General features: G+C 46.7%; 17 protein-coding genes, 1 tRNA gene and 4 pseudogenes. 9 read left to right on the forward strand and 13 right to left on the reverse strand.

Annotated elements, in window-relative coordinates; genetic code table 11:
• Positions 1-27 precede the first annotated feature (27 nt).
• The 3 genes from HFV01_RS07385 to HFV01_RS07395 form a co-directional block, all read right to left on the reverse strand.
• Positions 28-207 carry a hypothetical protein gene (locus HFV01_RS07385; protein ID WP_006668736.1) on the reverse strand — a complete coding sequence of 60 codons (180 nt, stop codon included), beginning with the start codon at positions 205-207 and terminating at the stop codon, positions 28-30.
• A complete protein-coding gene (locus HFV01_RS07390) occupies positions 174-1,550 on the reverse strand; it encodes a 16S rRNA (cytosine(967)-C(5))-methyltransferase (protein ID WP_006624487.1) in 1,377 nt (458 codons plus the stop codon). Before HFV01_RS07390 ends, HFV01_RS07385 begins: the two co-directional genes overlap by 34 nt.
• A gap of 109 nt (positions 1,551-1,659) precedes the next feature.
• On the reverse strand, positions 1,660-2,052 hold the full coding sequence (locus tag HFV01_RS07395; protein WP_006624488.1) for a winged helix-turn-helix transcriptional regulator: 393 nt from the start codon (positions 2,050-2,052) through the stop codon (positions 1,660-1,662).
• Positions 2,053-2,427: 375 nt separating this feature from the next.
• On the opposite strand from HFV01_RS07395, the gene ppsA reads away from it, so the two are divergent.
• Both ppsA and HFV01_RS07405 read left to right on the forward strand, forming a co-directional pair.
• Positions 2,428-4,851 carry a phosphoenolpyruvate synthase gene (ppsA, locus tag HFV01_RS07400; protein WP_006624489.1) on the forward strand — a complete coding sequence of 808 codons (2,424 nt, stop codon included), beginning with the start codon at positions 2,428-2,430 and terminating at the stop codon, positions 4,849-4,851.
• A 351-nt stretch (positions 4,852-5,202) separates the two neighbouring features.
• The gene (locus HFV01_RS07405; protein ID WP_006623260.1) at positions 5,203-5,475 is read left to right on the forward strand and encodes a hypothetical protein; all 273 of its coding nucleotides are present in this window, start codon (positions 5,203-5,205) and stop codon (positions 5,473-5,475) included.
• Positions 5,476-5,496: 21 nt separating this feature from the next.
• Here HFV01_RS07405 and HFV01_RS07410 read toward each other — a convergent pair.
• The 5 genes and pseudogenes from HFV01_RS07410 to HFV01_RS32285 form a co-directional block, all read right to left on the reverse strand.
• Positions 5,497-6,373, reverse strand: a protein-coding gene (locus tag HFV01_RS07410) for an IS630-like element ISAtsp1 family transposase (RefSeq protein WP_008050487.1) whose coding sequence is annotated in 2 segments (ribosomal slippage) — positions 5,497-6,042 and positions 6,044-6,373 — 876 coding nt in all. Because the reading frame shifts where the segments join, the coding sequence is not laid out codon by codon here.
• A gap of 153 nt (positions 6,374-6,526) precedes the next feature.
• Positions 6,527-7,404: pseudogene (locus tag HFV01_RS07415) on the reverse strand (IS630-like element ISAtsp1 family transposase).
• A gap of 197 nt (positions 7,405-7,601) precedes the next feature.
• Positions 7,602-8,475 (reverse strand): annotated as a pseudogene (locus HFV01_RS07420) (IS630 family transposase).
• Positions 8,476-8,632: 157 nt separating this feature from the next.
• Positions 8,633-9,043, reverse strand: a complete 411-nt coding sequence (locus HFV01_RS32280) for a reverse transcriptase domain-containing protein (protein WP_498366157.1) — start codon at positions 9,041-9,043, stop codon at positions 8,633-8,635.
• 21 nt (positions 9,044-9,064) lie between these two features.
• Positions 9,065-9,286, reverse strand: a complete 222-nt coding sequence (locus HFV01_RS32285) for a reverse transcriptase N-terminal domain-containing protein (RefSeq protein ID WP_006624494.1) — start codon at positions 9,284-9,286, stop codon at positions 9,065-9,067.
• A gap of 753 nt (positions 9,287-10,039) precedes the next feature.
• On the opposite strand from HFV01_RS32285, the gene petC reads away from it, so the two are divergent.
• The 4 genes from petC to HFV01_RS07450 all read left to right on the forward strand — a co-directional run bounded on the left by petC (position 10,040) and on the right by HFV01_RS07450 (position 13,812).
• Entirely contained in the window at positions 10,040-10,579 is a 540-nt protein-coding gene (gene petC, locus HFV01_RS07435) for a cytochrome b6-f complex iron-sulfur subunit (RefSeq protein WP_006624496.1), read from the forward strand.
• An 89-nt stretch (positions 10,580-10,668) separates the two neighbouring features.
• Positions 10,669-11,658 (forward strand): cytochrome f, encoded by a 990-nt coding sequence (gene petA, locus HFV01_RS07440; RefSeq protein WP_006624497.1) that lies wholly within the window; start codon positions 10,669-10,671, stop codon positions 11,656-11,658.
• Between the two features lie 134 nt (positions 11,659-11,792).
• On the forward strand, positions 11,793-12,638 hold the full coding sequence (locus tag HFV01_RS07445) for an alpha/beta fold hydrolase (protein ID WP_006624498.1): 846 nt from the start codon (positions 11,793-11,795) through the stop codon (positions 12,636-12,638).
• 82 nt (positions 12,639-12,720) lie between these two features.
• A complete protein-coding gene (locus tag HFV01_RS07450) occupies positions 12,721-13,812 on the forward strand; it encodes a RuBisCO accumulation factor 1 (RefSeq protein WP_006624499.1) in 1,092 nt (363 codons plus the stop codon).
• A 73-nt stretch (positions 13,813-13,885) separates the two neighbouring features.
• On the opposite strand, the gene HFV01_RS07455 is transcribed toward HFV01_RS07450, so the two are convergent.
• A complete protein-coding gene (locus tag HFV01_RS07455; RefSeq protein WP_223064838.1) occupies positions 13,886-14,638 on the reverse strand; it encodes a DUF3450 domain-containing protein in 753 nt (250 codons plus the stop codon).
• 257 nt (positions 14,639-14,895) lie between these two features.
• On the opposite strand from HFV01_RS07455, the pseudogene HFV01_RS07460 reads away from it, so the two are divergent.
• Positions 14,896-15,450 (forward strand): annotated as a pseudogene (locus HFV01_RS07460) (IS630 transposase-related protein); the annotation flags it as partial.
• 17 nt (positions 15,451-15,467) lie between these two features.
• On the opposite strand, the gene HFV01_RS07465 reads toward HFV01_RS07460, so the two are convergent.
• The 4 genes and pseudogenes from HFV01_RS07465 to HFV01_RS07475 all read right to left on the reverse strand — a co-directional run bounded on the left by HFV01_RS07465 (position 15,468) and on the right by HFV01_RS07475 (position 18,628).
• On the reverse strand, positions 15,468-16,343 hold the full coding sequence (locus HFV01_RS07465) for an IS630 family transposase (RefSeq protein ID WP_006669732.1): 876 nt from the start codon (positions 16,341-16,343) through the stop codon (positions 15,468-15,470).
• A 120-nt stretch (positions 16,344-16,463) separates the two neighbouring features.
• Positions 16,464-18,111 (reverse strand): annotated as a pseudogene (locus HFV01_RS07470) (IS1634-like element ISAtsp2 family transposase).
• Between the two features lie 290 nt (positions 18,112-18,401).
• Positions 18,402-18,596: a hypothetical protein gene (locus HFV01_RS31980; RefSeq protein WP_008052216.1), complete on the reverse strand. Its 195-nt coding sequence runs from the start codon at positions 18,594-18,596 to the stop codon at positions 18,402-18,404.
• Positions 18,555-18,628, reverse strand: a tRNA-Val gene (locus HFV01_RS07475). Before HFV01_RS07475 ends, HFV01_RS31980 begins: the two co-directional genes overlap by 42 nt.
• 36 nt (positions 18,629-18,664) lie before the next feature.
• Here HFV01_RS07475 and HFV01_RS07480 point away from each other — a divergent pair.
• Positions 18,665-19,393 carry a hypothetical protein gene (locus HFV01_RS07480; protein ID WP_006624503.1) on the forward strand — a complete coding sequence of 243 codons (729 nt, stop codon included), beginning with the start codon at positions 18,665-18,667 and terminating at the stop codon, positions 19,391-19,393.
• A 368-nt stretch (positions 19,394-19,761) separates the two neighbouring features.
• On the forward strand, positions 19,762-19,890 hold the full coding sequence (locus HFV01_RS30270; RefSeq protein ID WP_162097047.1) for a lysine N(6)-hydroxylase/L-ornithine N(5)-oxygenase family protein: 129 nt from the start codon (positions 19,762-19,764) through the stop codon (positions 19,888-19,890).
• Positions 19,891-20,068 lie beyond the last annotated feature (178 nt).

Below are 20,068 nucleotides of genomic sequence, written 5' to 3' on the forward strand. Positions count from 1 at the left end.
TGATTACTTGGGGCGTTGCTTCTTCAATTAACCATTTCCAAATCTCGGAGACGCTCTCATCTTTTCTACTAAAAAAACATCTTTTTGCCAGTTTTCTCGGTACAATGAATAAGCTGCCGAACCGGCAAAAGGTTCCACGATCGCCTCAAAATTAGGAGAAGGATAATGCTTTGCTATTTGCTTTTTTCGGCCGTAGTAGTAGAACATAAGTGCCTAAGTTTAGCTATAAAAAATCCATCCATTTGGTGACGATGGGGCCATATTTTCAGCCAACCTTCCTTAGTCGGTTCCACCGGAAGATCTATATTAGGAACCTCTACACGCCAGGTGGGATGACGACTTAAAAAAGATGCGATCGCCCATTCATTTTCCTGGGGGTGTAAAGTACAAGTGGCATAAACTAACACCCCTCCCGGCTTCACCCAATGACTGACCATCTCTAATAATTCTGCCTGAAGTTGAGACAATTGCCGAATCTGATCGGGAGTTTGTCGCCAACGCGCATCAGACCGCCGATGCAAGGTCCCACCACCAGAACAAGGTGCATCTAATAGTACGCGATCGGCTGTATTATTATATTGTGGAAAATGACGACTATCTCCCACTTCCACCTGAATCGATCGCAACTTGAGGCGCTTAATATTCTGTTGTAAAGGTTTTAGCCGTCCCGGGGAGCGATCAATAGCAATAATTTTACCATTATCCCCCATCAGTTCTGCGATATGGGTAGTTTTTCCGCCGGGGGCGGCGCAGGCATCAATTATAATTTCCCCAGGCTGAGGATCTACCACATATCCTACCAGTTGGGCGGATGCGTCCTGAACCGTCCACCAACCTTGATCATATCCCGGTAAATTGGCGATCGCCCCCACACCATAAGATAATCGCCAACCCTGGGGAAGTTTGGGAATAGGCGATCCGATGATTTCCCGTTGTTGAAAGGCTGTTTCCACCGTTTCCAACGTAGTCGAGAGGGGGTTAATCCTTAAATCTAAACTAGGGGACTGATTAAACCAGTCACAGAGTTGTTCAGTTTGAGACTCCCCCAACTCCTCCAACCAGAATTTGATCATCGAGTCGGGGAAACTGTGGAGAATACCCAGCCGAGAAACGGGATTTTCCGGTAACTGCAAAATTGACTCGAGGGAATTTCCCGCCTCCAACAGGCGCAAATACTGACGTAGGAGACCATTAACAAACCCGCCTAAACCTGATAAGTGGTTGACTTTGGTTAGGTCTACAGTGGTATTCACCGCCGCCGACGGGGGAATATTCGTGCTAAAGGAGAGTTGATATAATCCTAAATGCAGAATAATTCTCAGATCTGGCGGCTGTTGGTGGGCGGGTTTTTTGGCTAGGCGATCAATAATTGCATCGAGGGTTCGCCTGCGTCGGGTACAACCGTAAACTAATTCTGTTCCCAGGCGGCGATCGGCATCTTTGAGATCAGCCTGACGCAACTTTTCATCTAAAACTAGATCAGCAAATGCGCCCCGTCGTTGAATGTCTCGGAGGGTGACAAAAGCTAATTGGCGAGGATTATCAGTCACAGCAGACTCGATTTTTGTACAAAAGGGGGCTATTGAGGGCTGGCATCATGGAAAAGCGATCGCACTTTACCAACTCTTCCAGAATTGTATCAAAAATCATCGGATTTTTCTAGCCGCTCAATTCCAAAGCACATATACAACTTTCCTGGTGTAGCCACTGTTCCCCCACTTGTTTCATGGCCAAAATTACAGGTTTTAGTTCCCGACCTTTAGCAGTTAGAGAATATTCCACATGGGGAGGGATTTCTGGGTAAACGGTACGGATTAATAAGCCATACTTTTCTAACTCTCTCAATCGGATAGTCAGGGTCTTTGTGCTGATACCTGGTAAGGCTTCAATCAATTCATGGGTTCTCATGTCGCCTCGGAATAACTCCCGCAAAATTTGGACTGACCATTTGCTACCAATGATATCCATTAAAAACTGAATGGGACAAATGATCTCAGCGCACTGTTCCCGTCCATAGGGGGCAACGGATTCGTAATATTTCTTAACTTTCATTTTAAGCTCCTGATCCGCTTAATCTTTTTTAAGAATAACCTATATTCCAGACAATTCACCATAATTTTAGTCTGGTAACTATGGCTGAGGGTGATCAGGAGATGTCGTTTTATGAGAAAAGACATATAATAAAAGTAGCCACCAAAAAAATAACGTTTAATCGTTCACCTAGATAAGAAATCCCTGAAAACCGGTTTTCTGTGACCGCATAAAATTGGGGATCAAGGTAAAAACCATTTTCAATAACTGCCTAAAACTCGTAACCCAGGAGGATTAAGGGTTTCCATCCCGTCCTTCATTTGTTTCTGATTAAATTTGATAAACCGGAAGCCGCCAACTTGATGACGGCCACTTTAATTTGGAGTGTTTCAGCCCATGTTAAAACTATTTGCCAATAAAAAAGCCCAGATTAAGCAAAACAAAACTCTGATTTTATGGTTTGAAGATGTGCGACTTGCTGACCTTCCCCTAGTGGGTGGTAAAAATGCTTCCCTAGGGGAGATGATTCAACAACTGGAATTGCGGGGAATTAATGTTCCCCAGGGTTTTGCGATCACCGCCGAAGCCTATCGCTATTTTATTGAATATGGCGGTTTGGAAAGTGAGTTGCGATGGTTATTGGCTGGTCTGGATATTGAAGATATTAAAAACCTGCGCCAGCGGGGGAAAGAAGCCCGATCGCTAATTGTTAATACCTTGTTACCCCCCGATCTTGAACAGGCGATCGCCATAGCCTATAAACAACTGTGCGACCTATATGGTAATGAAACAGATGTAGCAGTGCGATCGTCAGCCACCGCTGAAGATCTCCCATCAGCCAGCTTTGCGGGACAACAGGAAACCTATTTAAATATTCACGGTATCAAGGGAATTTTAGAAGCGACCCGCAAATGTTTCGCCTCCCTATTCACCGATCGCGCTATTTCTTACCGTAGCCTCCAAGGTTTCGATCATTTTGATGTAGCCCTATCTATTGGCGTACAAAAAATGGTGCGATCGGACCTAGCCACTTCCGGGGTAATGTTCTCAATTGATACAGAAACCGGATTCAAAAATGCCGTCATCATTACCGCCGCCTATGGCTTAGGGGAAACCATAGTCCAAGGGACTGTCAACCCTGATGAATTCATGGTATTTAAACCCATGTTGCGGGAGGGTTTTCGACCCATTATCGCCAAGCGTCTGGGTAGTAAAGCCGTGAAAATGGTTTACGATCGCCAGGAAGCTACCCGCCTTATTCCCGTCCCAGAAACCGAAAAACAAAAATTTGCCCTAAGTGATGAGGAAATTCTCAAGCTGGCTAAATGGGCGCAAATTATCGAAGATCACTATAACCAAATTCGGGGCTGTTATTCCCCCATGGACATTGAATGGGCGAAAGACGGCCAAACTGGGGAATTATTTATTGTCCAGGCGCGTCCCGAAACAGTCCAATCTCAAAAGTCCGATCGCATTTGGCAACAATATCACCTCCAAGGTACAGCAGAAGTCTTAGTCGAGGGTCGCGCTGTAGGCGATCGTATTGGTCAAGGTAAAACCCGCGTTTTGCTTAATGTCCAGCGCATTCATGAATTTAAACCCGGCGAAATTTTAGTTACCCAAAAAACAGACCCCGACTGGGAACCAATTATGAAAAAAGCCTCCGCCATTATTACCAACTCCGGCGGTCGCACCTGTCATGCGGCGATTATTGCGCGAGAAATGGGCATTCCCGCCATTGTCGGCTGTGGTAATGCTACCGATATCTTACGCACCGGTCAAGCCGTAACCGTTTCCTGCGCCGAAGGCGAAGTCGGTAAAGTCTATCAGGGTTTAGTACCTTTTGCGATCGCCAAAACCGTATTAGACGATTTACCCAAAACCCGCACCCAAATTTTACTCAATATTGGCAACCCAGCCGAAGCCTTTAGCCTTGCTTCTCAACCCTGTGACGGCGTAGGACTAGCGCGACTAGAATTTATCATTGCTAATCAGATCCGAGTCCATCCCCTCGCCTTAATTAACTTTTACCAACTCCAAGATGAAACCGCGCGCCAGGAAATTGACAGACTCACCGCCGGATTTAATAGCAAACCCGACTATTTTGTTAGTCAACTCGCCCAAGGAATTGGCACTATTGCTGCTGCTTTTTATCCCAAACCCGTCATTGTACGCATGAGTGATTTAAAAAGTAACGAATACGCCAATTTGCTGGGAGGGCGACAATTTGAACCCCTCGAAGAAAACCCCATGATTGGTTGGCGGGGTGCGTCTCGGTATACTGACCCCAAATATCGCCCAGCCTTCGCCTTGGAATGTCAAGCGATCAAGCGGGTTCGCGATGAAATGGGATTAGCTAATGTCATTCCCATGATTCCTTTCTGTCGCACCCCCGAAGAGGGTCAGCAGGTCTTAGCAGAAATGGCAAAACATGGCTTAAAACGCGGCGAAAATAGTCTGCAAGTTTATGTCATGTGTGAGTTACCCAGCAATGTTTTATTGGCTGATAAATTTTGCCAGGTGTTTGATGGTTTTTCTATCGGTTCCAATGATTTAACTCAGTTAACTCTCGGTTTAGATCGTGATTACGGACTGGTAGCCCACATTTTTGATGAACGCGACGAAGCCGTTAAACGCATGATTAAAATGGTCATTCAAACGGCGAAACGTTACGATCGCAAGATTGGTATTTGTGGTCAAGCCCCCAGTGATTATCCTGAATTTATCCGATTTTTGGTAAACTTAGGGATTGATTCAATTAGCCTCAACCCTGATTCTCTACTCAAGACCCTACTAGAGGTCGCCAAAATCGAGAAATAGGAGATCTGATTTCAGTTCAATATAGCAGTTTATCCTTTATCCTAACCCTCTCCTCCTTCTATGGCTCCCTATACCACAGGGACAGAGGGGGGTGAGGGAGTTTTTATGAGCGATTATTTATACCCCCCTGGGGGGGATATCCCCCCCAAAATCTCCGTATTTTCACTAAAAAATTTGCATAATCTTTATAAAACAAATAAATTATTTAAAGATTTAGTAAAGATTGCCAATTTGGCTGGACAAAGAACTGATAACTTTTCCATAATAGAGTCATCAGCTAAAAAGTTATGAATCTTCCAGGACTCGCATCTTACTGAACTGCTATCTTAAAACTTACGGAGACCAACCCCCATGAAATCCACAATCCTTGCAGCATTTACAGCCGTCACAACTACCCTAGCCGTTGCTGGTTCCGCTGCTGCATTCACTATTCAACGAGCCGATGAACACTTTCAAGGGCTGATTAACTCCGGTGTTTTTAATGACTATATCCACACCGAATATCAAGCCCTAGACCCCTCATTTGTTTCTAGTCGTCAGCTAGATTTGAGTAAACTAACATTAGATTTCAACCATGAAGTGAAAGTGCATTTCCTCAGTGAGGGTGCATGGTATCGCAACTAGTTATAGCATTAGTCAAGGTGGTTAGGACGCAGCTTTGAGAACGGAATCCATGGCATCATGGAGAGAATCAAACTGCTCAATGCAGTGGCGAATACGGGCTTTCAGCCACGACCAACATTTCTCTATCTTGTTGAGGTCTGGCGAATAAGGTGGTAGATAGAGTAAACGGCATTGAGCTGCCTCCACCAGTTCAGCAATCCGTCCCCCTTTATGAAACGTTGCATTGTCCAATACTAGAGTCTGACCTGGCTTCAATGTTGGAATTAAGATGAACTCCAACCACAACTCAAACACTGTCCGATGACAACAACCCTCAAAGCTAAAGGGAGCTAAGAGTTGTTGATGACACCATGCGGCTATCATACTTACCCTGCCCTGCCTCTTCCCTGATTTGAGTGCATGGAAGCGTTTTCCTTCCTCGCAGTAACCATAAGGGTAATCCGAGTCCTGACTATTCATGCCGGCTTCATCGAGGTAGACCACTTCTTCCGGCTCCATCTGTTCAATCTGAGCCATAAACTCCTCTCGCTGTTGCTCATCACGTTCTTGGTAGCCGTAAGTTTTTTTTTCTGGTGAAGCCAATTTTCTTCAAGGCTCTGGATATGGTGCGAGGAGAGATGTCGTCATCCCAAAGTTCAGCCATTTGAGCTGCTGTTTTGTCGCCATGCTCTTGGGCAAAAGCCTTGAATTTTTGCCAGTCGGTAATTTTGTGGTTATTGCCAGGTCGGTGATGAGGTTTAGGGAGGAAGTCTCCGGTCTGTGCTTTTCTTTGCAGCCAGAGATTAATGGTGTTCCTGCTGACATGGAAAACTTGACTGGCTTCTGTTTTGGGCATACCGTCTAGTTCAATGGCATCAATAACTTTTTGTCTGAGGTCGTAACTATAGGGGGCTGGCATTTTTGGTCTTCTTAGTCATCTCGTCCTCTCCATTATACGTCCTAAGTGTTCTGTCTTGTGCTATAGGTGTTTCTGCTACAGGCGCTACCACCATATCAGACACTATTCTATTTGATGATATTGTCTGCCTAACTATAGCATTAGTCAAGGTGGTTAGGACGCAGCTTTGAGAACGGAATCCATGGCATCATGGAGAGAATCAAACTGCTCACGTGCAGTGGCGAATACGGGCTTTCAGCCACGACCAACATTTCTCTATCTTGTTGAGGTCTGGCGAATAAGGCGGAAGATAGAGTAAACGGCATTGAGCTGCCTCCACCAGTTCAGCAATCCGTCCCCCTTTATGAAACGTTGCATTGTCCAATACTAGAGTCTGACCTGGCTTCAATGTTGGAATTAAGATGAACTCCAACCACAACTCAAACACTGTCCGATTACAACAACCCTCAAAGCTAAAGGGAGCTAAGAGTTGTTGATGACACCATGCGGCTATCATACTTACCCTGCCCTGCCTCTTCCCTGATTTGAGTGCATGGAAGCGTTTTCCTTCCTCGCAGTAACCATAAGGGTAATCCGAGTCCTGACTATTCATGCCGGCTTCATCGAGGTAGACCACTTCTTCCGGCTCCATCTGTTCAATCTGAGCCATAAACTCCTCTCGCTGTTGCTCATCACGTTCTTGGTAGCCGTAAGTTTTTTTTTCTGGTGAAGCCAATTTTCTTCAAGGCTCTGGATATGGTGCGAGGAGAGATGTCGTCATCCCAAAGTTCAGCCATTTGAGCTGCTGTTTTGTGGCCATGCTCTTGGGCAAAAGCCTTGAATTTTTCCCAGTCGGTAATTTTGTGGTTATTGCCAGGTCGGTGATGAGGTTTAGGGAGGAAGTCTCCGGTCTGTGCTTTTCTTTGCAGCCAGAGATTAATGGTGTTCCGGCTGACATGGAAAACTTGACTGGCTTCTGTTTTGGGCATACCGTCTAGTTCAATGGCATCAATAACTTTTTGTCTGAGGTCGTAACTATAGGGGGCTGGCATTTTTGGTCTTCTTAGTCATCTCGTCCTCTCCATTATACGTCCTAAGTATTCTGTCTTGTGCTATACCTGTGGAGTAGTGAAAAGTGTAAGCGTAAGCCTTTAAGGGGAAGGGATGTGACTGAAAGCTAAGGCTTAATTGTAATGGTTAGGATATGCCCACTAGTCACGGTGTGGATATATAGCATTAGTCAAGGTGGTTAGGACGCAGCTTTGAGAACGGAATCCATGGCATCATGGAGAGAATCAAACTGCTCAATGCAGTGGCGAATACGGGCTTTCAGCCACGACCAACATTTCTCTATCTTGTTGAGGTCTGGCGAATAAGGTGGTAGATAGAGTAAACGGCATTGAGCTGCCTCCACCAGTTCAGCAATCCGCCCCCCTTTATGAAACGTTGCATTGTCCAATACTAGAGTCTGACCTGGCTTCAATGTTGGAATTAAGATGAACTCCAACCACAACTCAAACACTGTCCGATTACAACAACCCTCAAAGCTAAAGGGAGCTAAGAGTTGTTGATGACACCATGCCGCAATCATGCTCATGCCCTGCCTCTTCCCGGATTTGAGGGCATGGAAGCGTTGTCCTTCCTCGCAGTAACCATAAGGATAATCCGAGTCTTGACTATTGATGCCAGCTTCATCGAGGTAAACCAACCCTTCCGGCTCCATCTGTTCAATCTGAGCAATAAACTCCTCTCGCTGTTGCTCATCACGTTCTTGGTAGCCGTAAGTTTTTTTTTCTGGTGAAGCCAATTTTCTTCAAGGCTCTGGATATGGTGCGAGGATAGATGTCGTCATCCCAAAGTTGAGCCATTTGAGCGGAGGTTTTGTGGCCATGCTCTTAGGCAAAAGCCTTGAATTTGTGCCAGTCGGTAATTTGGTGGCTATGACCAGGTGGGCGATTAAGTTTAGGGAGGAAGTCGCCGGTGTGTTCTTTTCTTTGCAGCCAGAGATTGATGGTGTTCCTGCTGACATGGAAAACTTGACTGGCTTCGGTTTTGGGTATACCGTCTAGTTCAATTGCATTAATAACTTTTTGTCTAAGGTCGTAACTGTAGGGGGCTGGCATTTTGGGTCTTCTGTAGATATCCTTGCCATTATACGTCCTAACTTCTCTGTCTTGTGCTATATCATCGAAAACGCCGTTATCTAGCACGCCTGCTTTGAGCCATTGTTTCAGGTCTCTCTTTAGACTGCTTGGACAATGAATTTTGGAAAGTAGGTATTCATGGTTCACGGTAAGAGCATTTTGCTATATCTGCATCCAGTATGTAATAACCTCCTTTGTTTATACTTTGAAAGATTCTGGATATTGCATCATGGGCTGACCGTCCGGGTCGGAACCCATAGCTGTTGCTTTCAAATCTCGATTCCCATTCAGGTTCGAGTGCCGATTTAACCAAGGCTTGCCTTGCTCTATCCTGGATTGTGGGTATTCCTAGAGGGCGTTTTTCATCCATTCCGGGTTTTGGAATCCACACCCGTCGCAGTGGTTTTGCTTTGAGGTTTCCCTTAATGTTCTTAACAAGCTCAAACCTTTGTCTTGGAGAGATTACTCTTACTCCATCGACTCCAGCCGTTTTCTTGCGTTGATTATCTTGGGGGGCGGGTTTATTAAGCTGACTGTTGGGAAGCATGGCTGACCGTGGAACCCGCCCCTACAGCCGCACTGCTAAGAGTCGGGCATAATATGACTTCACCAATAGACGTTGCCACCTTCTTGCCTTTGCGTCCTGTCCCGATTTAGCTGCTTGAAATATCCTCTTTTGGAGCTTAAAGACGTATCGCTGAACCTTAGCCCAGTTGATACTTCTCCATCCATTCGTAGTCTTAGTAGGTCTCCGTTTATCGAAGCCTTTACCTTCTCTCGATTTCGTCATTTTGACTCCTACTCGACTCTATCCTTGCAATCAAACCGTGACCCGTTAGCATATCCCGTCCATTACAGCCGGGCGTTGGCTTCTGGTCACATCTCACCCCCTAATAGGCATACGCTTACACTTTTTCACTACTGACTCTCTCGACCAGATTATCAGAGCCTAAAAGGGTTTATAACGTTCCGTTTATATGGGCATTCCATCTTTAGACTTGTCCTATCCACCGAGGTACTTTTAAAGGTCTGTGTAGGTAGCTTACAAATACTCCTACTTTTCCCTTTGCTCTTTTGAGCGCAGCGTATCAACCTATTTCGCTGCTTATTATTTACGATGGTTCAAGTCGGAACATTCAGATTTCCTTAGTCATGGATGGTTGGCAGTGGTCGGATTATTGGGAATAGGTTACCCTCACGCCTTCCGTTCCCCGCTTCAATCTGACGGGTTGTGTATCCTGAAACTGGGGGTGGCTATCGCCGTTACTCTTTCCCACAATCGCCCAAGTGGTTTTAATCCTCCATGTTGTATAATTGAGTATTGCGATTTTCTTTGTGGGATTGACCTTGAGTTCCCTGCCTTGCTTTCGCTTTGGGACATATAAACAGTTATGAGGATGGTCAGGAGTGCGCTCCTTATATTCAACCAAGGGGTTGAAATCCTCACCAGGCGGTTATTTCGGGTATTGCAACCCTATTTCATGCCTGAACGTCTCGCACTTGTAAAGATCAAGTAACATAACACAGACAAACTGCGTCGATCATGACTCAAATTTCTGCTAACTCTGATGTTCCGAGTATGGGACGTCGCCAATTTATGAATCTGCTGACCTTTGGTTCAGCAACCGGGGTGGCCCTAGGTGCGCTGTATCCCTTCGTCAAATATTTTATTCCTCCTTCAACTGGGGGAGCAGGTGGCGGTGTGATCGCCAAAGATGCTTTGGGTAATGATGTAGTAGTCAGCCAATTTGTGGCTACTCATAATGTAGGCGATCGCGTCTTGGCTCAAGGTCTCAAAGGTGATCCTACCTACCTAGTGATTGAAAATGATGGCAACCTGGCTGAATATGGCCTGAATGCGGTATGTACTCACCTGGGTTGTGTGGTTCCCTGGAACAGCAGCGAGAATAAATTTATCTGTCCCTGCCACGGTTCCCAGTATGATGCTACTGGTAAGGTAGTGCGTGGTCCGGCTCCCCTGTCCTTGGCGCTGGTTCACACCGAAGTTGTGGACGACAAAGTAAGTTTCATTCCCTGGACTGAAACCGATTTCCGCACCAATGAAGCTCCCTGGTGGGCTTAATTGAGACTCAGAGGGGGGATGGTAATAAGATCTATCCCCAATCTGTGATCTAATGATAATTTACATTTTGAGAGAGATAGAACATTCCGATGTCAAACACTGACCGATTCGCAATTCTGCGTCGTGGTATTGGGGCAACTTTGCGGGTGTTATTAGTTGCAGTGGCAACCGCAGGGCTGTTCCTAGCCGGGGATTTGGTATTACCCCAGAGTGCTGCGGCTTATCCTTTCTGGGCTCAGGAAACTGCCCCAGAAACTCCCAGAGAAGCTACAGGCCGTATTGTTTGTGCTAACTGCCACTTGGCTGCTAAACCTACAGAAGTAGAGGTTCCCCAGTCTGTCTTACCTGATACGGTGTTTAAGGCTGTGGTGAAAATCCCCTATGATACTAATGTACAGCAGGTGTTGGGTGATGGTAGCAAAGGCGCTCTGAATGTGGGAGCGGTGTTGATGCTTCCAGAAGGCTTTAAAATTGCTCCTGCCGATCGCATTCCTGAAGAGATCGCCGAGGAAGTCGGTGGTCTTTACTTCCAACCCTACAGTGCTGATCAAGAAAATGTGGTGATCGTTGGTCCAATTCCTGGCGATCAATACCAAGAAATTGTCTTCCCGGTTCTGTCTCCAGATCCAGCTACTGATAAGTCTATCCACTTTGGTAAATATGCCGTCTACGCTGGCGGAAACCGGGGTCGTGGTCAACTTTACCCGGCGGGTAATGCCAGCAATAACACGGTTTATAAAGCCTCTGTGGGTGGAACTATCACCAAAATTACTCAGGAAGAATATGTTGGCTACCAGGTAACTATCACTACTGCTGAGGGTGATTCTGTGGTGGAAACTGTGCCTCCTGGTCCTGAGTTGATTGTTTCTGAGGGTCAACCTGTGGCGGCTGGTGATTCATTAACCAATAATCCTAATGTGGGTGGCTTTGGTCAAGATGATACTGAAATCGTACTCCAAAGTTCGACTCGGATTCAAGGTCTGCTGGCATTTTTTGCCCTGGTGATGCTAACTCAGATTCTGTTAGTTCTCAAGAAAAAACAAGTGGAAAAAGTCCAAGCGGCTGAGATGAATTTCTAATTCTGGCTGTCCATTGGCTTCAACGTTGAAAGTCCGGGGGTAGGGTAAATAATTGATAATTAATAGTTGTTAATTGTGGATTCTGCCTCCGGCTTTCTCACTGCAAATTAATCAAATTTATCAATTTTTTAAAAGTGGCGATCGCAACGGAAACAATTAAAGCGGGAAAATTCGACTGGTTTTATCGGGAAATTAACCGGGAAGTGACAGATAAACCGCCTATCTTATTTTTACATGGGTTAATTTCTCAAAGTTACAGTTGGAGTGTAATTATGGAGGAAGTAGGCGAGAAGGGATACCGAGCGATCGCACCCGACTGGCTGGGTTCTGGATTTTCCGAGAAACCCGAAAAACGAGATTTCCCCTATACTCCAGATGCGTATATTCAAGGATTAGAAGAGTTTTTAACTACCCTAAAATTAACTAAGTTTTATTTGGTTGTTCAAGGTTTCTTAGGTTCCGTGGGGTTACAGTATGCCCTGCGACACCCAGAACAAATTGAACGGCTGTTAGTATTAAATACCCCTGTCTCTACCGAGGCAAAATTACCCTGGAAAATCAAACAGATGTCATTGCCTTTTGTCGGGGATATGATGACTCAAGACCCGTTATTAGTCGATCGCACTCTGGAGGGAGGAAGCGGTTATGTGATTGAAGATAAAGATCTCGATGTCTATCGCCGTCCGTTTCTCAAGTCTTCCTCTACCGGGCGGGCGCTCATGGCAACCATTAAGAATCTACAATTAAAGGAGGCTATGGAAGAAATTGTCTCCGGCTTCCCCAAATGGGATCATCCCACCGAGATTGTCTGGGGGACTGCTGACCCTTGGCTAGATCTGTCTATGGCTGAAAGTTTGGTCGAGAAGATTCCTGGGGCAGTATTGGTTAAACTAGATAAGGCTGGACATTATCCCCAAGACCATTGGCCCCAAGAAATCGCGGAATCCCTACTGCTATTCCTGCGAAAAAAAGCACTTTGAACCCCAAGGGCTACCCTTGACCATGGTGGGGAGCTAGTCGTGGGGATTAAGTCCCTGATTGTCTATCATACTAATTGCGAATATGACTGAAACATCCCCGAATCCGAAATTTACACCCCCAGTGGTCGAAAGTAATGTAGACCAACAAGCCTTGATTAAGCAACTTAGACGCAAAGAAGGGAGTTGGGTTGAGTGGGGTCAGGCCTGTGCTACTCTGCAAAAGTGCGGTAAAAATTCCCAGGAGATTTTTGAGGATACTGGTTTTGAACCTGTGCAACAAAATCAGGTAATTGTCGCTTCTCAGGTTTACCACTCCATGGTTAAGGGGGAAGCCTCCGAGAAGGTGCGATCGCATTTTTGGCAAAAAGGCAGCGATATCCTTTATGAACTTCGTATCCTCACCCAACCCCTGCGGGTGGCGGCGGCGGGGTTGATTCTCGAGTACAATTTAGATGCCGATGAAGCCCGAAATATCGCTAGGGCGCTGAAAGATTTTTCCCTGAGCGGGGGTATGCCGGAAGGATTTTCTACCGATGCCGGGGATATGGTAGCCTATTATTTCGCCAAATTGGCTCGCCAACAAAAGGATATCCAGGAGCGATCGCGCCTGATTGCTAAGGGTCTAAAATTTGTCAAATCTACGGCGGCTAGAAGCCAGCTAGAACAGCTTTTAACTGATTTTACGGTTTCATATCCCAAAACTGCCCCTCGCCTGCCAGTGTATCGTTTAGAGGAGTCTGAGGAACTTCCTTGTATTGTACCTGTGGCGGGGAGGTTTCCCCTCAACAAGGAGGATTGGCAAGCTGTTCCCCTGTGTGAGGCGATCGAACCTTTTGGAATCATCAAATTTAATGGAGGAGGTGCTTGGCTGGCTTTACCAGGTTGGCAGGTAGTCCGAAATTCTGAAGACCCAGTGGTGATTTTATGTCAAAGCGACCAGCTTCCTACTCCTCTCCCTGGTCAGGTTGAGGAAGTAGTTGCAGTTATTGATCGCGCAGGTAGAACATGGCAAGCAGACAGTTATTTTCTAGTGGAGATTGAGGGTCAACTAGAATTGCAATGGTTTGAGGACCAACCCGAAACGCCTCTGCTAGGCAGGGTGATTCTGATTTTGCGCCCAAAACGGATTGTCGATGAAAATCAGATGACCGATATTTGGCAAATTGAGGAATAGGGCAAAAGCACCTAGAGAGAAGATACTCGCTATTCGCGATCCAGTTATCCTACCCCGCCAGCTAGGGGCAGATTTAACGGGAACGACGCGATCGCATATTCGGGGGCAAAAAGTCAGCAGGTTCTTCCTCAATCCGATAAGGCCAGATATCAATAGGTTGAATTGAATAACGTTTCAACTCAGACCGACGATTAGATTGACCCGCCATCACCACTAAAGCGATCGCAAAAATACTACCACCCAAGACCACAGCCAGAATCACCCCCACCAGAAACCATAGCATAGCAGTTTGCAAGCCATGTCCGCCAGAATTGCCTTGAGATAAACGGTTTTGATCCAGAGTCAAATTACTAACCCGACGCTCCTGTTCTTGCAGTTGCATAGTCAGGCGTTCATTTTGCATTCGCTGCTGTTCAAGCTGAGTTGTAAGAGTTTCAATTTGAACCCGATGTCGCTCCAGTTGACTCGTTAGTTGGTCAATCTGAACCCGATGTCGTTCCAGTTGAGTAGTGATTTGTTGATTAGTCGTTTGTTGTCTTTCCCATTCTCGAAGTACATGAGACCCAGAACTTGAGGAATCAGAGGAACTAGGTGGGGGAGGTAAAGGAAAGGTGGGGATCGGAATCTGCCCATTGGGAAACGTCCCTAATGTTGACTCCGACACATTAGGCGGTGGCGGGAGAATTCCAGATGGGAAACTTGGGGGTGATGGTTCATCCTTTCCTAAAGACGATTGGTTACTAAAAAATAACCATGCGAATAGGAGTAGCATGGCTACCATTAAGGTAAACACACATCCCCATAAAAACCCCGTAGTCGGACTCATGCGTTTGGATTTCACACTTAGGCAGCTATAAGAGAATTCCAGGTTAAATCCTTTTCAACAGCCTAATGGCCTATCTAGGGTGATCAGTAGAAGAGAGACTTGCCATTGGACATCATGTACATCTCTGAATCTAACTGCTTACGAATCTAACCGAGTTGCATATTAACACGAAGCGTTTACCGTTGTCTTGGAATTGTATAGCACAAGACAGAAAAGTTAGGACGTATAATGGCCAGGATATCTACAGAAGACCAAAAATGCCAGCCCCCTACAGTTACGACCTTAGACAAAAAGTTATTAATGCCATTGAACTAGACGGTATACCCAAAACCGAAGCCAGTCAAGTTTTCCATGTCAGCAGGAACACTATCAATCTCTGGCTGCAAAGAAAAGAACACACCGGCGACTTCCTCCCTAAACCTAATCGCCCACCTGGTCATAGCCACCAAATTACCGACTGGCACAAATTCAAGGCTTTTGCCCAAGAGCATGGCGACAAAACCTCCGTTCAAATGGCTCAACTTTGGGATGACGACATCTCTCCTCGCACCATATCCAGAGCCTTGAAGAAAATTGGCTTCACCAGAAAAAAAACTTACGGCTACCAAGAACGTGATGAGCAACAGCGAGAGGAGTTTATTGCTCATATTGAAAAGATGGAGCCGGAAGAGTTGGTTTACCTCGATGAAGCTGGCATGAATAGTCAAGACTCGGATTATCCTTATGGTTACTGCCAGGAAGGACAACGCTTCCATGCCCTCAAATCCGGGAAGAGGCAGGGCAGGGTGAGCATGATTGCGGCATGGTGTTATAGCACTAGTCAATAAGGTTAGGACGCAGCCTTGAGAACAGAATCCATGGCATCATGGAGAGAATCAAACTGCTCAATACAATGGCGAATGCGGGCTTTCAACCACGAACAACATTTCTCTATCTTGTTGAGGTCTGGCGAATAAGGCGGAAGATAGAGTAAACGGCATGGAGCTGCCTCCACCAGTTCAGCAATCCGCCCCCCTTTATGAAACGTTGCATTGTCCAATACTAGAGTCTGACCTGGCTTCAATGTTGGAATTAAGATCAACTCCAACCACAACTCAAACACTGTCCGATTACAACAACCCTCAAAGGTAAAGGGAGCTAAGAGTTGTTGATAACACCATGCGGCTATATAGCTCACCCTGCCCTGCCTCTTCCCTGATTTGAGGGCATGGAAGCGTTTTCCTTCCTCGCAGTAACCATAAGGGTAATCCGAGTCCTGACTATTCATGCCGGCTTCATCGAGGTAGACCACTTCTTGTGGCTCCATCTGTTCAATCTGAGCCATAAACTCCTCTCGCTGTTGCTTCCAACGTTCTTGGTAGCCGTAAGTTTTTTTTCTGGTGAAGCCAATTTTCTTCAAGGCTCTGGATATGGTGCGAGGAGAGATGTCGTCATCCCAAAGTTCAGCCATTTGAGCGGAGGTTTTGTGGCCATGCTCTTGGGCAAAAGCCTTGAATTTGTGCCAGTCGGTAATTTGGTGGCTATGACCAGGTGGGCGATTAGGTTTAGGGAGGAAGTCGCCGGTGTGTTCTTTTCTTTGCAGCCAGAGATTGATGGTGTTCCGGCTGACATGGAAAACTTGACTGGCTTTGGTTTTGGACATACCGTCTAGTTCAATTGCATTGATAACTTTTTGTCTAAGGTCGTAACTGTAGGGGGCTGGCATTTTTGGTCTTCTTAGTCATCTCGTCCTCTCCATTATACGTCCTAACTTTCCTGTCTGGTGCTATACATTGATTACTTAGCGGGTTCCCCCCTACCCTACATTCCGCAGGTTGATAGGTAATTAACCGGATGCGTAGTAATAGCGCTCAACGGGTGGACCGAAGAGGTGAATAATCAATCGCCGTTCATCATTGAGATTGCTAATCTGCCTTTGCCCATCGAGATTAACCCAGTGGATTCCTTGAAACTTCTGCATAATCCAGCGAAAGGTCGGTTTAGCGGTGGGTTGTTGGCGTTGGTCGCGCACCGTTTGCTTCTGAGCATCTAGCGCCTGTCGCAGTTGGCGTTCGGCGAGGGTATACACCATAAGGGTTAGGGCCATGATGAGAGCTAAGGCCTCGACCCGCTGCGGCTTTTTGACAAAGACGCTACTGGCAAAGAAGAGGGGGTCTTTGAGGAAGCGAAAGCCTCTCTCGACGGTCTGTTGCCCTTTATATTCGCTCAAGCAGGTCTGAGCCGGCCAGAGGGATTGCTCCAGTTGATTGGTGGCTAGAATAAAGCGACTACGCTGACGGCTAAAGCGGTCTTCCGCCGTGGCGGTCTGCTGTAACGTGGCCTGGAGCCGATAGCCCTGAACTGGGGTGGGTTCGGCGGATTTGGCGGGACGACCGGGGGGTCGCTTGGCCCGCACCGTCTCCAGGGAGACCTGAGTGAGCTGATGCACCTCGAGTCCATCTTGAAACTGCATCAAGGCCTCGAGGGCATCGGGTTTGCAAGCAAAGACCCGCTGGGTCAGCTTTTTCAATTGGCGGTTGAGGCGGTGTTCGAGCTTCTCTAATTCGGGTTGCCAGAGGTCGGCATTGGCTTTGCGGGTTTGGCTTTCGACGAGACGCCAGCGCTGGCGCACTCCGGCATAGGTCTGCTCAATCTCCCACATCCGGTAATCCTTGGAGTTGCAGGGGACTTCAGTCAGTCGGGTGACATCGCTGTGCACCAGCTCTTGAGCCGCTTTTAGGGTCAGCACACCCGTGATAGCCACCCCGTGGTCTCCATCTGCTGCAGATTGGCTGCTGTGTAAAAGGCGGCATCCATCACAACGATACCGTCGCTAGTCCATTGGTCACCAAACGCCTTGAGCACCTCTGCAAACTGCTGAGTGTCCTGTTCATTGCCACTGGCTAACTGCAACCATAGCGGCACGCCACCGTCGGCGGCACAGACTAGAGTCATCAAAAACTGTTTCAAATCTGGACGATGGTCTCGGGAATAGCCTCGACACAGCCGAATTGGGCTGGGTTCTGCTGATGTCTCACCGGGGGAGCTGACTCAAGTCCTACCTCGGATTTCCCCTTCGAGCACCGCTGATACTTCCCTTCTACTGAGATCGAGGTGGCATCGAGATGACGCTGTTGAATATCAATTCCAAATCGTTCCACAGCCTGGAGCGCCACCTGGAGAAAAAATGATGTCGTCCCTTCTGCGTAGAGTTCATCCAACACTCGACCTAAGCGGTCGTCATTCAAGTGACGAGCCTCTACCCCTTCCCCGAGCAGATGAGACACCGCTTTACTCTCAAAAAACTCGCTGAATAAATACAACGGTGCACTGAGAAAGCCTAGGGCGTTCAAAATCATGGCTTTAACCACTTGTCCGGCACTCACATGCTCCAAGCTATGAGGTTCAATCCGCTTATCCGTCAACTCGACCAGGCCAAGTTCGTCAATCACTCCAGCCACTAAACCCAGATGGTCTAAATTTTTAATCTGCATCGCCAGAGCCTACCGCTCGAAGGAACCCTTTCTAGCCTAGACTAGCACCATATCTTTTATTCCCTGTCAACCTGCGGAATGTAGGCCCTACGGCTACCTACGGCTATCGTGTTGGCTTTGAAACATACCCTCCCCCCATAACCGGAATAAGCACTATTGGGGAAGTGACCGATGTGATAGCGGTCAAGGGTGAGGTACGAACCGATAGGCTTGCCATTGACGGGTATCACAAGGGAACTACCCTATCACTTGTCGGGTTTAGGGGGTGATATGGGTATTTGACAGATTGATTAAGTGGTGCTTGTTGACTGAGTAATCATCCTATTGACAGAATTATTTTCCTGTGCTAGGACTAGATTGTGAGTAATATCTGAGTAATTAGGTAGGACTATCGGGTTAAGTGAATCACGGTTATTGCAGTTATGATAACGGTCAGTTAATAGTGGACACAACTGGACTCGAACCAGCGACCCCCACGATGTCAACGTGGTACTCTAACCAACTGAGCTATGCGTCCGAACAGTTTATTACATTAACATAACTCACCCGAAAATTGCAACCCCCCAAACGGATCTATTTTTCCCCTCGCGATCGCTGTATGCTTAATGAAGTTGTATCAGCCGCCCATCAGGCGACGGGACACACAGTTCCAAGGGAGGAGATGATGGTTAAGAAAAGTCTAGCCGATATGGTCAAACAGGAAGCAGAAAAGGCGGGTAGTCCCCCCCCAGAATCTGCTGATACTGATCATCAAATTAATACAAGCACATCCCCAAGGGACAATACCTCCTCTAGCCGTCCAACCCCCACCCAAGCCGAATTAGAGGCGCAGATGGAGTTAGAAGCTCAAGTAGCCTGGCTTGAATCCCACTTACAGCAGTCCCAGGAAACTGAGCAGACTTTAAAAAAAGAGATTTCTGCCCTTCAATTAACTGTTAAAAACGCTCAAGCCAGCCATAGGCAATTAGCCACTACAATCAATAAACTACAACAAGAATTAGAGGAAAAAAATAAATTAATAGCCCAACTTAAACAGGAGACTGAAGCGGCGGCGGCCTTAAAGGAAAAGCTAGAACAGGCAGAATTAATAGCACTACATCTGTCGGAAACGAATACTAAACTTTTACAACATATCGAACAGTTAAAACTAGAATCATCTACGTCTAAACTAGCACAGAAACCCACGAAGCGATCCCCACCTCATTTAGTGCCTCGTCCCGAACATTCCCTCAGTCAACCGATGAACAATGAAGATTTTTCTCAAAGTACCTGGCTGTTATAATTTATCCATTAGTGCGAGACGTTCAGGTAGGAAATAAGGCTGAGATGCCTGAAATAACTACCTGGTGAAAACTTCAGCCCCCTGACTGAATACAAGAAGCTCGCTTCTGACCATCCCTATAACTGTTTATATGTCCCGACGTTTGGTATAGAAATATACATAACGTGCGAAACGTTTAGGAGTCAAATAGGGCTGCAATGGCTGAAATAACCTCCTAGTGGGACTTCCACCCCTTGGTGGAATATAAGGGATTCGCACCCCTGACCATCCCATAACTATCTATGTGTCTCAACATCTGGCTTCGACAACCAGATAAGGCAGAGAGACTCAAGGTCAAGACTGAGCGAAAAAAAGAGGGGAGTTGTGTTATGGTCGAAAGAGAAGTCACCTTCCCCAACTCCAATTCCAAACCGTGCTTGCGAGTTTCCCAGCACACGGCTCCTGATGTAGATACCCTATTGTCAGTAGGAACAGGGCTACAACCCCCCGCTTTGTAACCTCAACTTTGGGAGCTAAATACAACACGTAGTCTTTAAACTCGCTTTCGTCATCAAACTCTTACTTGTCGCGGTCTCTATATCCACACCGTGACTAGTGGGCATATCCTAGCCATTACAGTTAGGCATTGGCTTTCAGTCACATCCTTTCCCCTTAAAGGGTTAGGGGTCGAGAGTG

It is taken from the genome of Limnospira fusiformis SAG 85.79, assembly GCF_012516315.1.
GTDB classification, from domain to species: domain Bacteria; phylum Cyanobacteriota; class Cyanobacteriia; order Cyanobacteriales; family Microcoleaceae; genus Limnospira; species Limnospira fusiformis.

Bases quoted from the DNA above. Each gene is read 5' to 3' on its own strand.
- HFV01_RS07395 (WP_006624488.1), bottom strand. From the start codon at position 2,052: ATGAAAGTTAAGAAATATTACGAATCCGTTGCCCCCTATGGACGGGAA.
- HFV01_RS07405 (WP_006623260.1), top strand. From the start codon at position 5,203: ATGAAATCCACAATCCTTGCAGCATTTACAGCCGTCACAACTACCCTA.
- petA (WP_006624497.1), top strand. From the start codon at position 10,669: ATGTCAAACACTGACCGATTCGCAATTCTGCGTCGTGGTATTGGGGCA.
- petC (WP_006624496.1), top strand. From the start codon at position 10,040: ATGACTCAAATTTCTGCTAACTCTGATGTTCCGAGTATGGGACGTCGC.
- HFV01_RS32285 (WP_006624494.1), bottom strand. From the start codon at position 9,286: ATGACGAAATCGAGAGAAGGTAAAGGCTTCGATAAACGGAGACCTACT.
- HFV01_RS07465 (WP_006669732.1), bottom strand. From the start codon at position 16,343: ATGCCAGCCCCCTACAGTTACGACCTTAGACAAAAAGTTATCAATGCA.
- HFV01_RS07450 (WP_006624499.1), top strand. From the start codon at position 12,721: ATGACTGAAACATCCCCGAATCCGAAATTTACACCCCCAGTGGTCGAA.
- HFV01_RS32280 (WP_498366157.1), bottom strand. From the start codon at position 9,043: ATGCTTCCCAACAGTCAGCTTAATAAACCCGCCCCCCAAGATAATCAA.
- HFV01_RS07455 (WP_223064838.1), bottom strand. From the start codon at position 14,638: ATGAGTCCGACTACGGGGTTTTTATGGGGATGTGTGTTTACCTTAATG.
- HFV01_RS07385 (WP_006668736.1), bottom strand. From the start codon at position 207: ATGTTCTACTACTACGGCCGAAAAAAGCAAATAGCAAAGCATTATCCT.
- HFV01_RS30270 (WP_162097047.1), top strand. From the start codon at position 19,762: ATGGTCGAAAGAGAAGTCACCTTCCCCAACTCCAATTCCAAACCGTGC.
- ppsA (WP_006624489.1), top strand. From the start codon at position 2,428: ATGTTAAAACTATTTGCCAATAAAAAAGCCCAGATTAAGCAAAACAAA.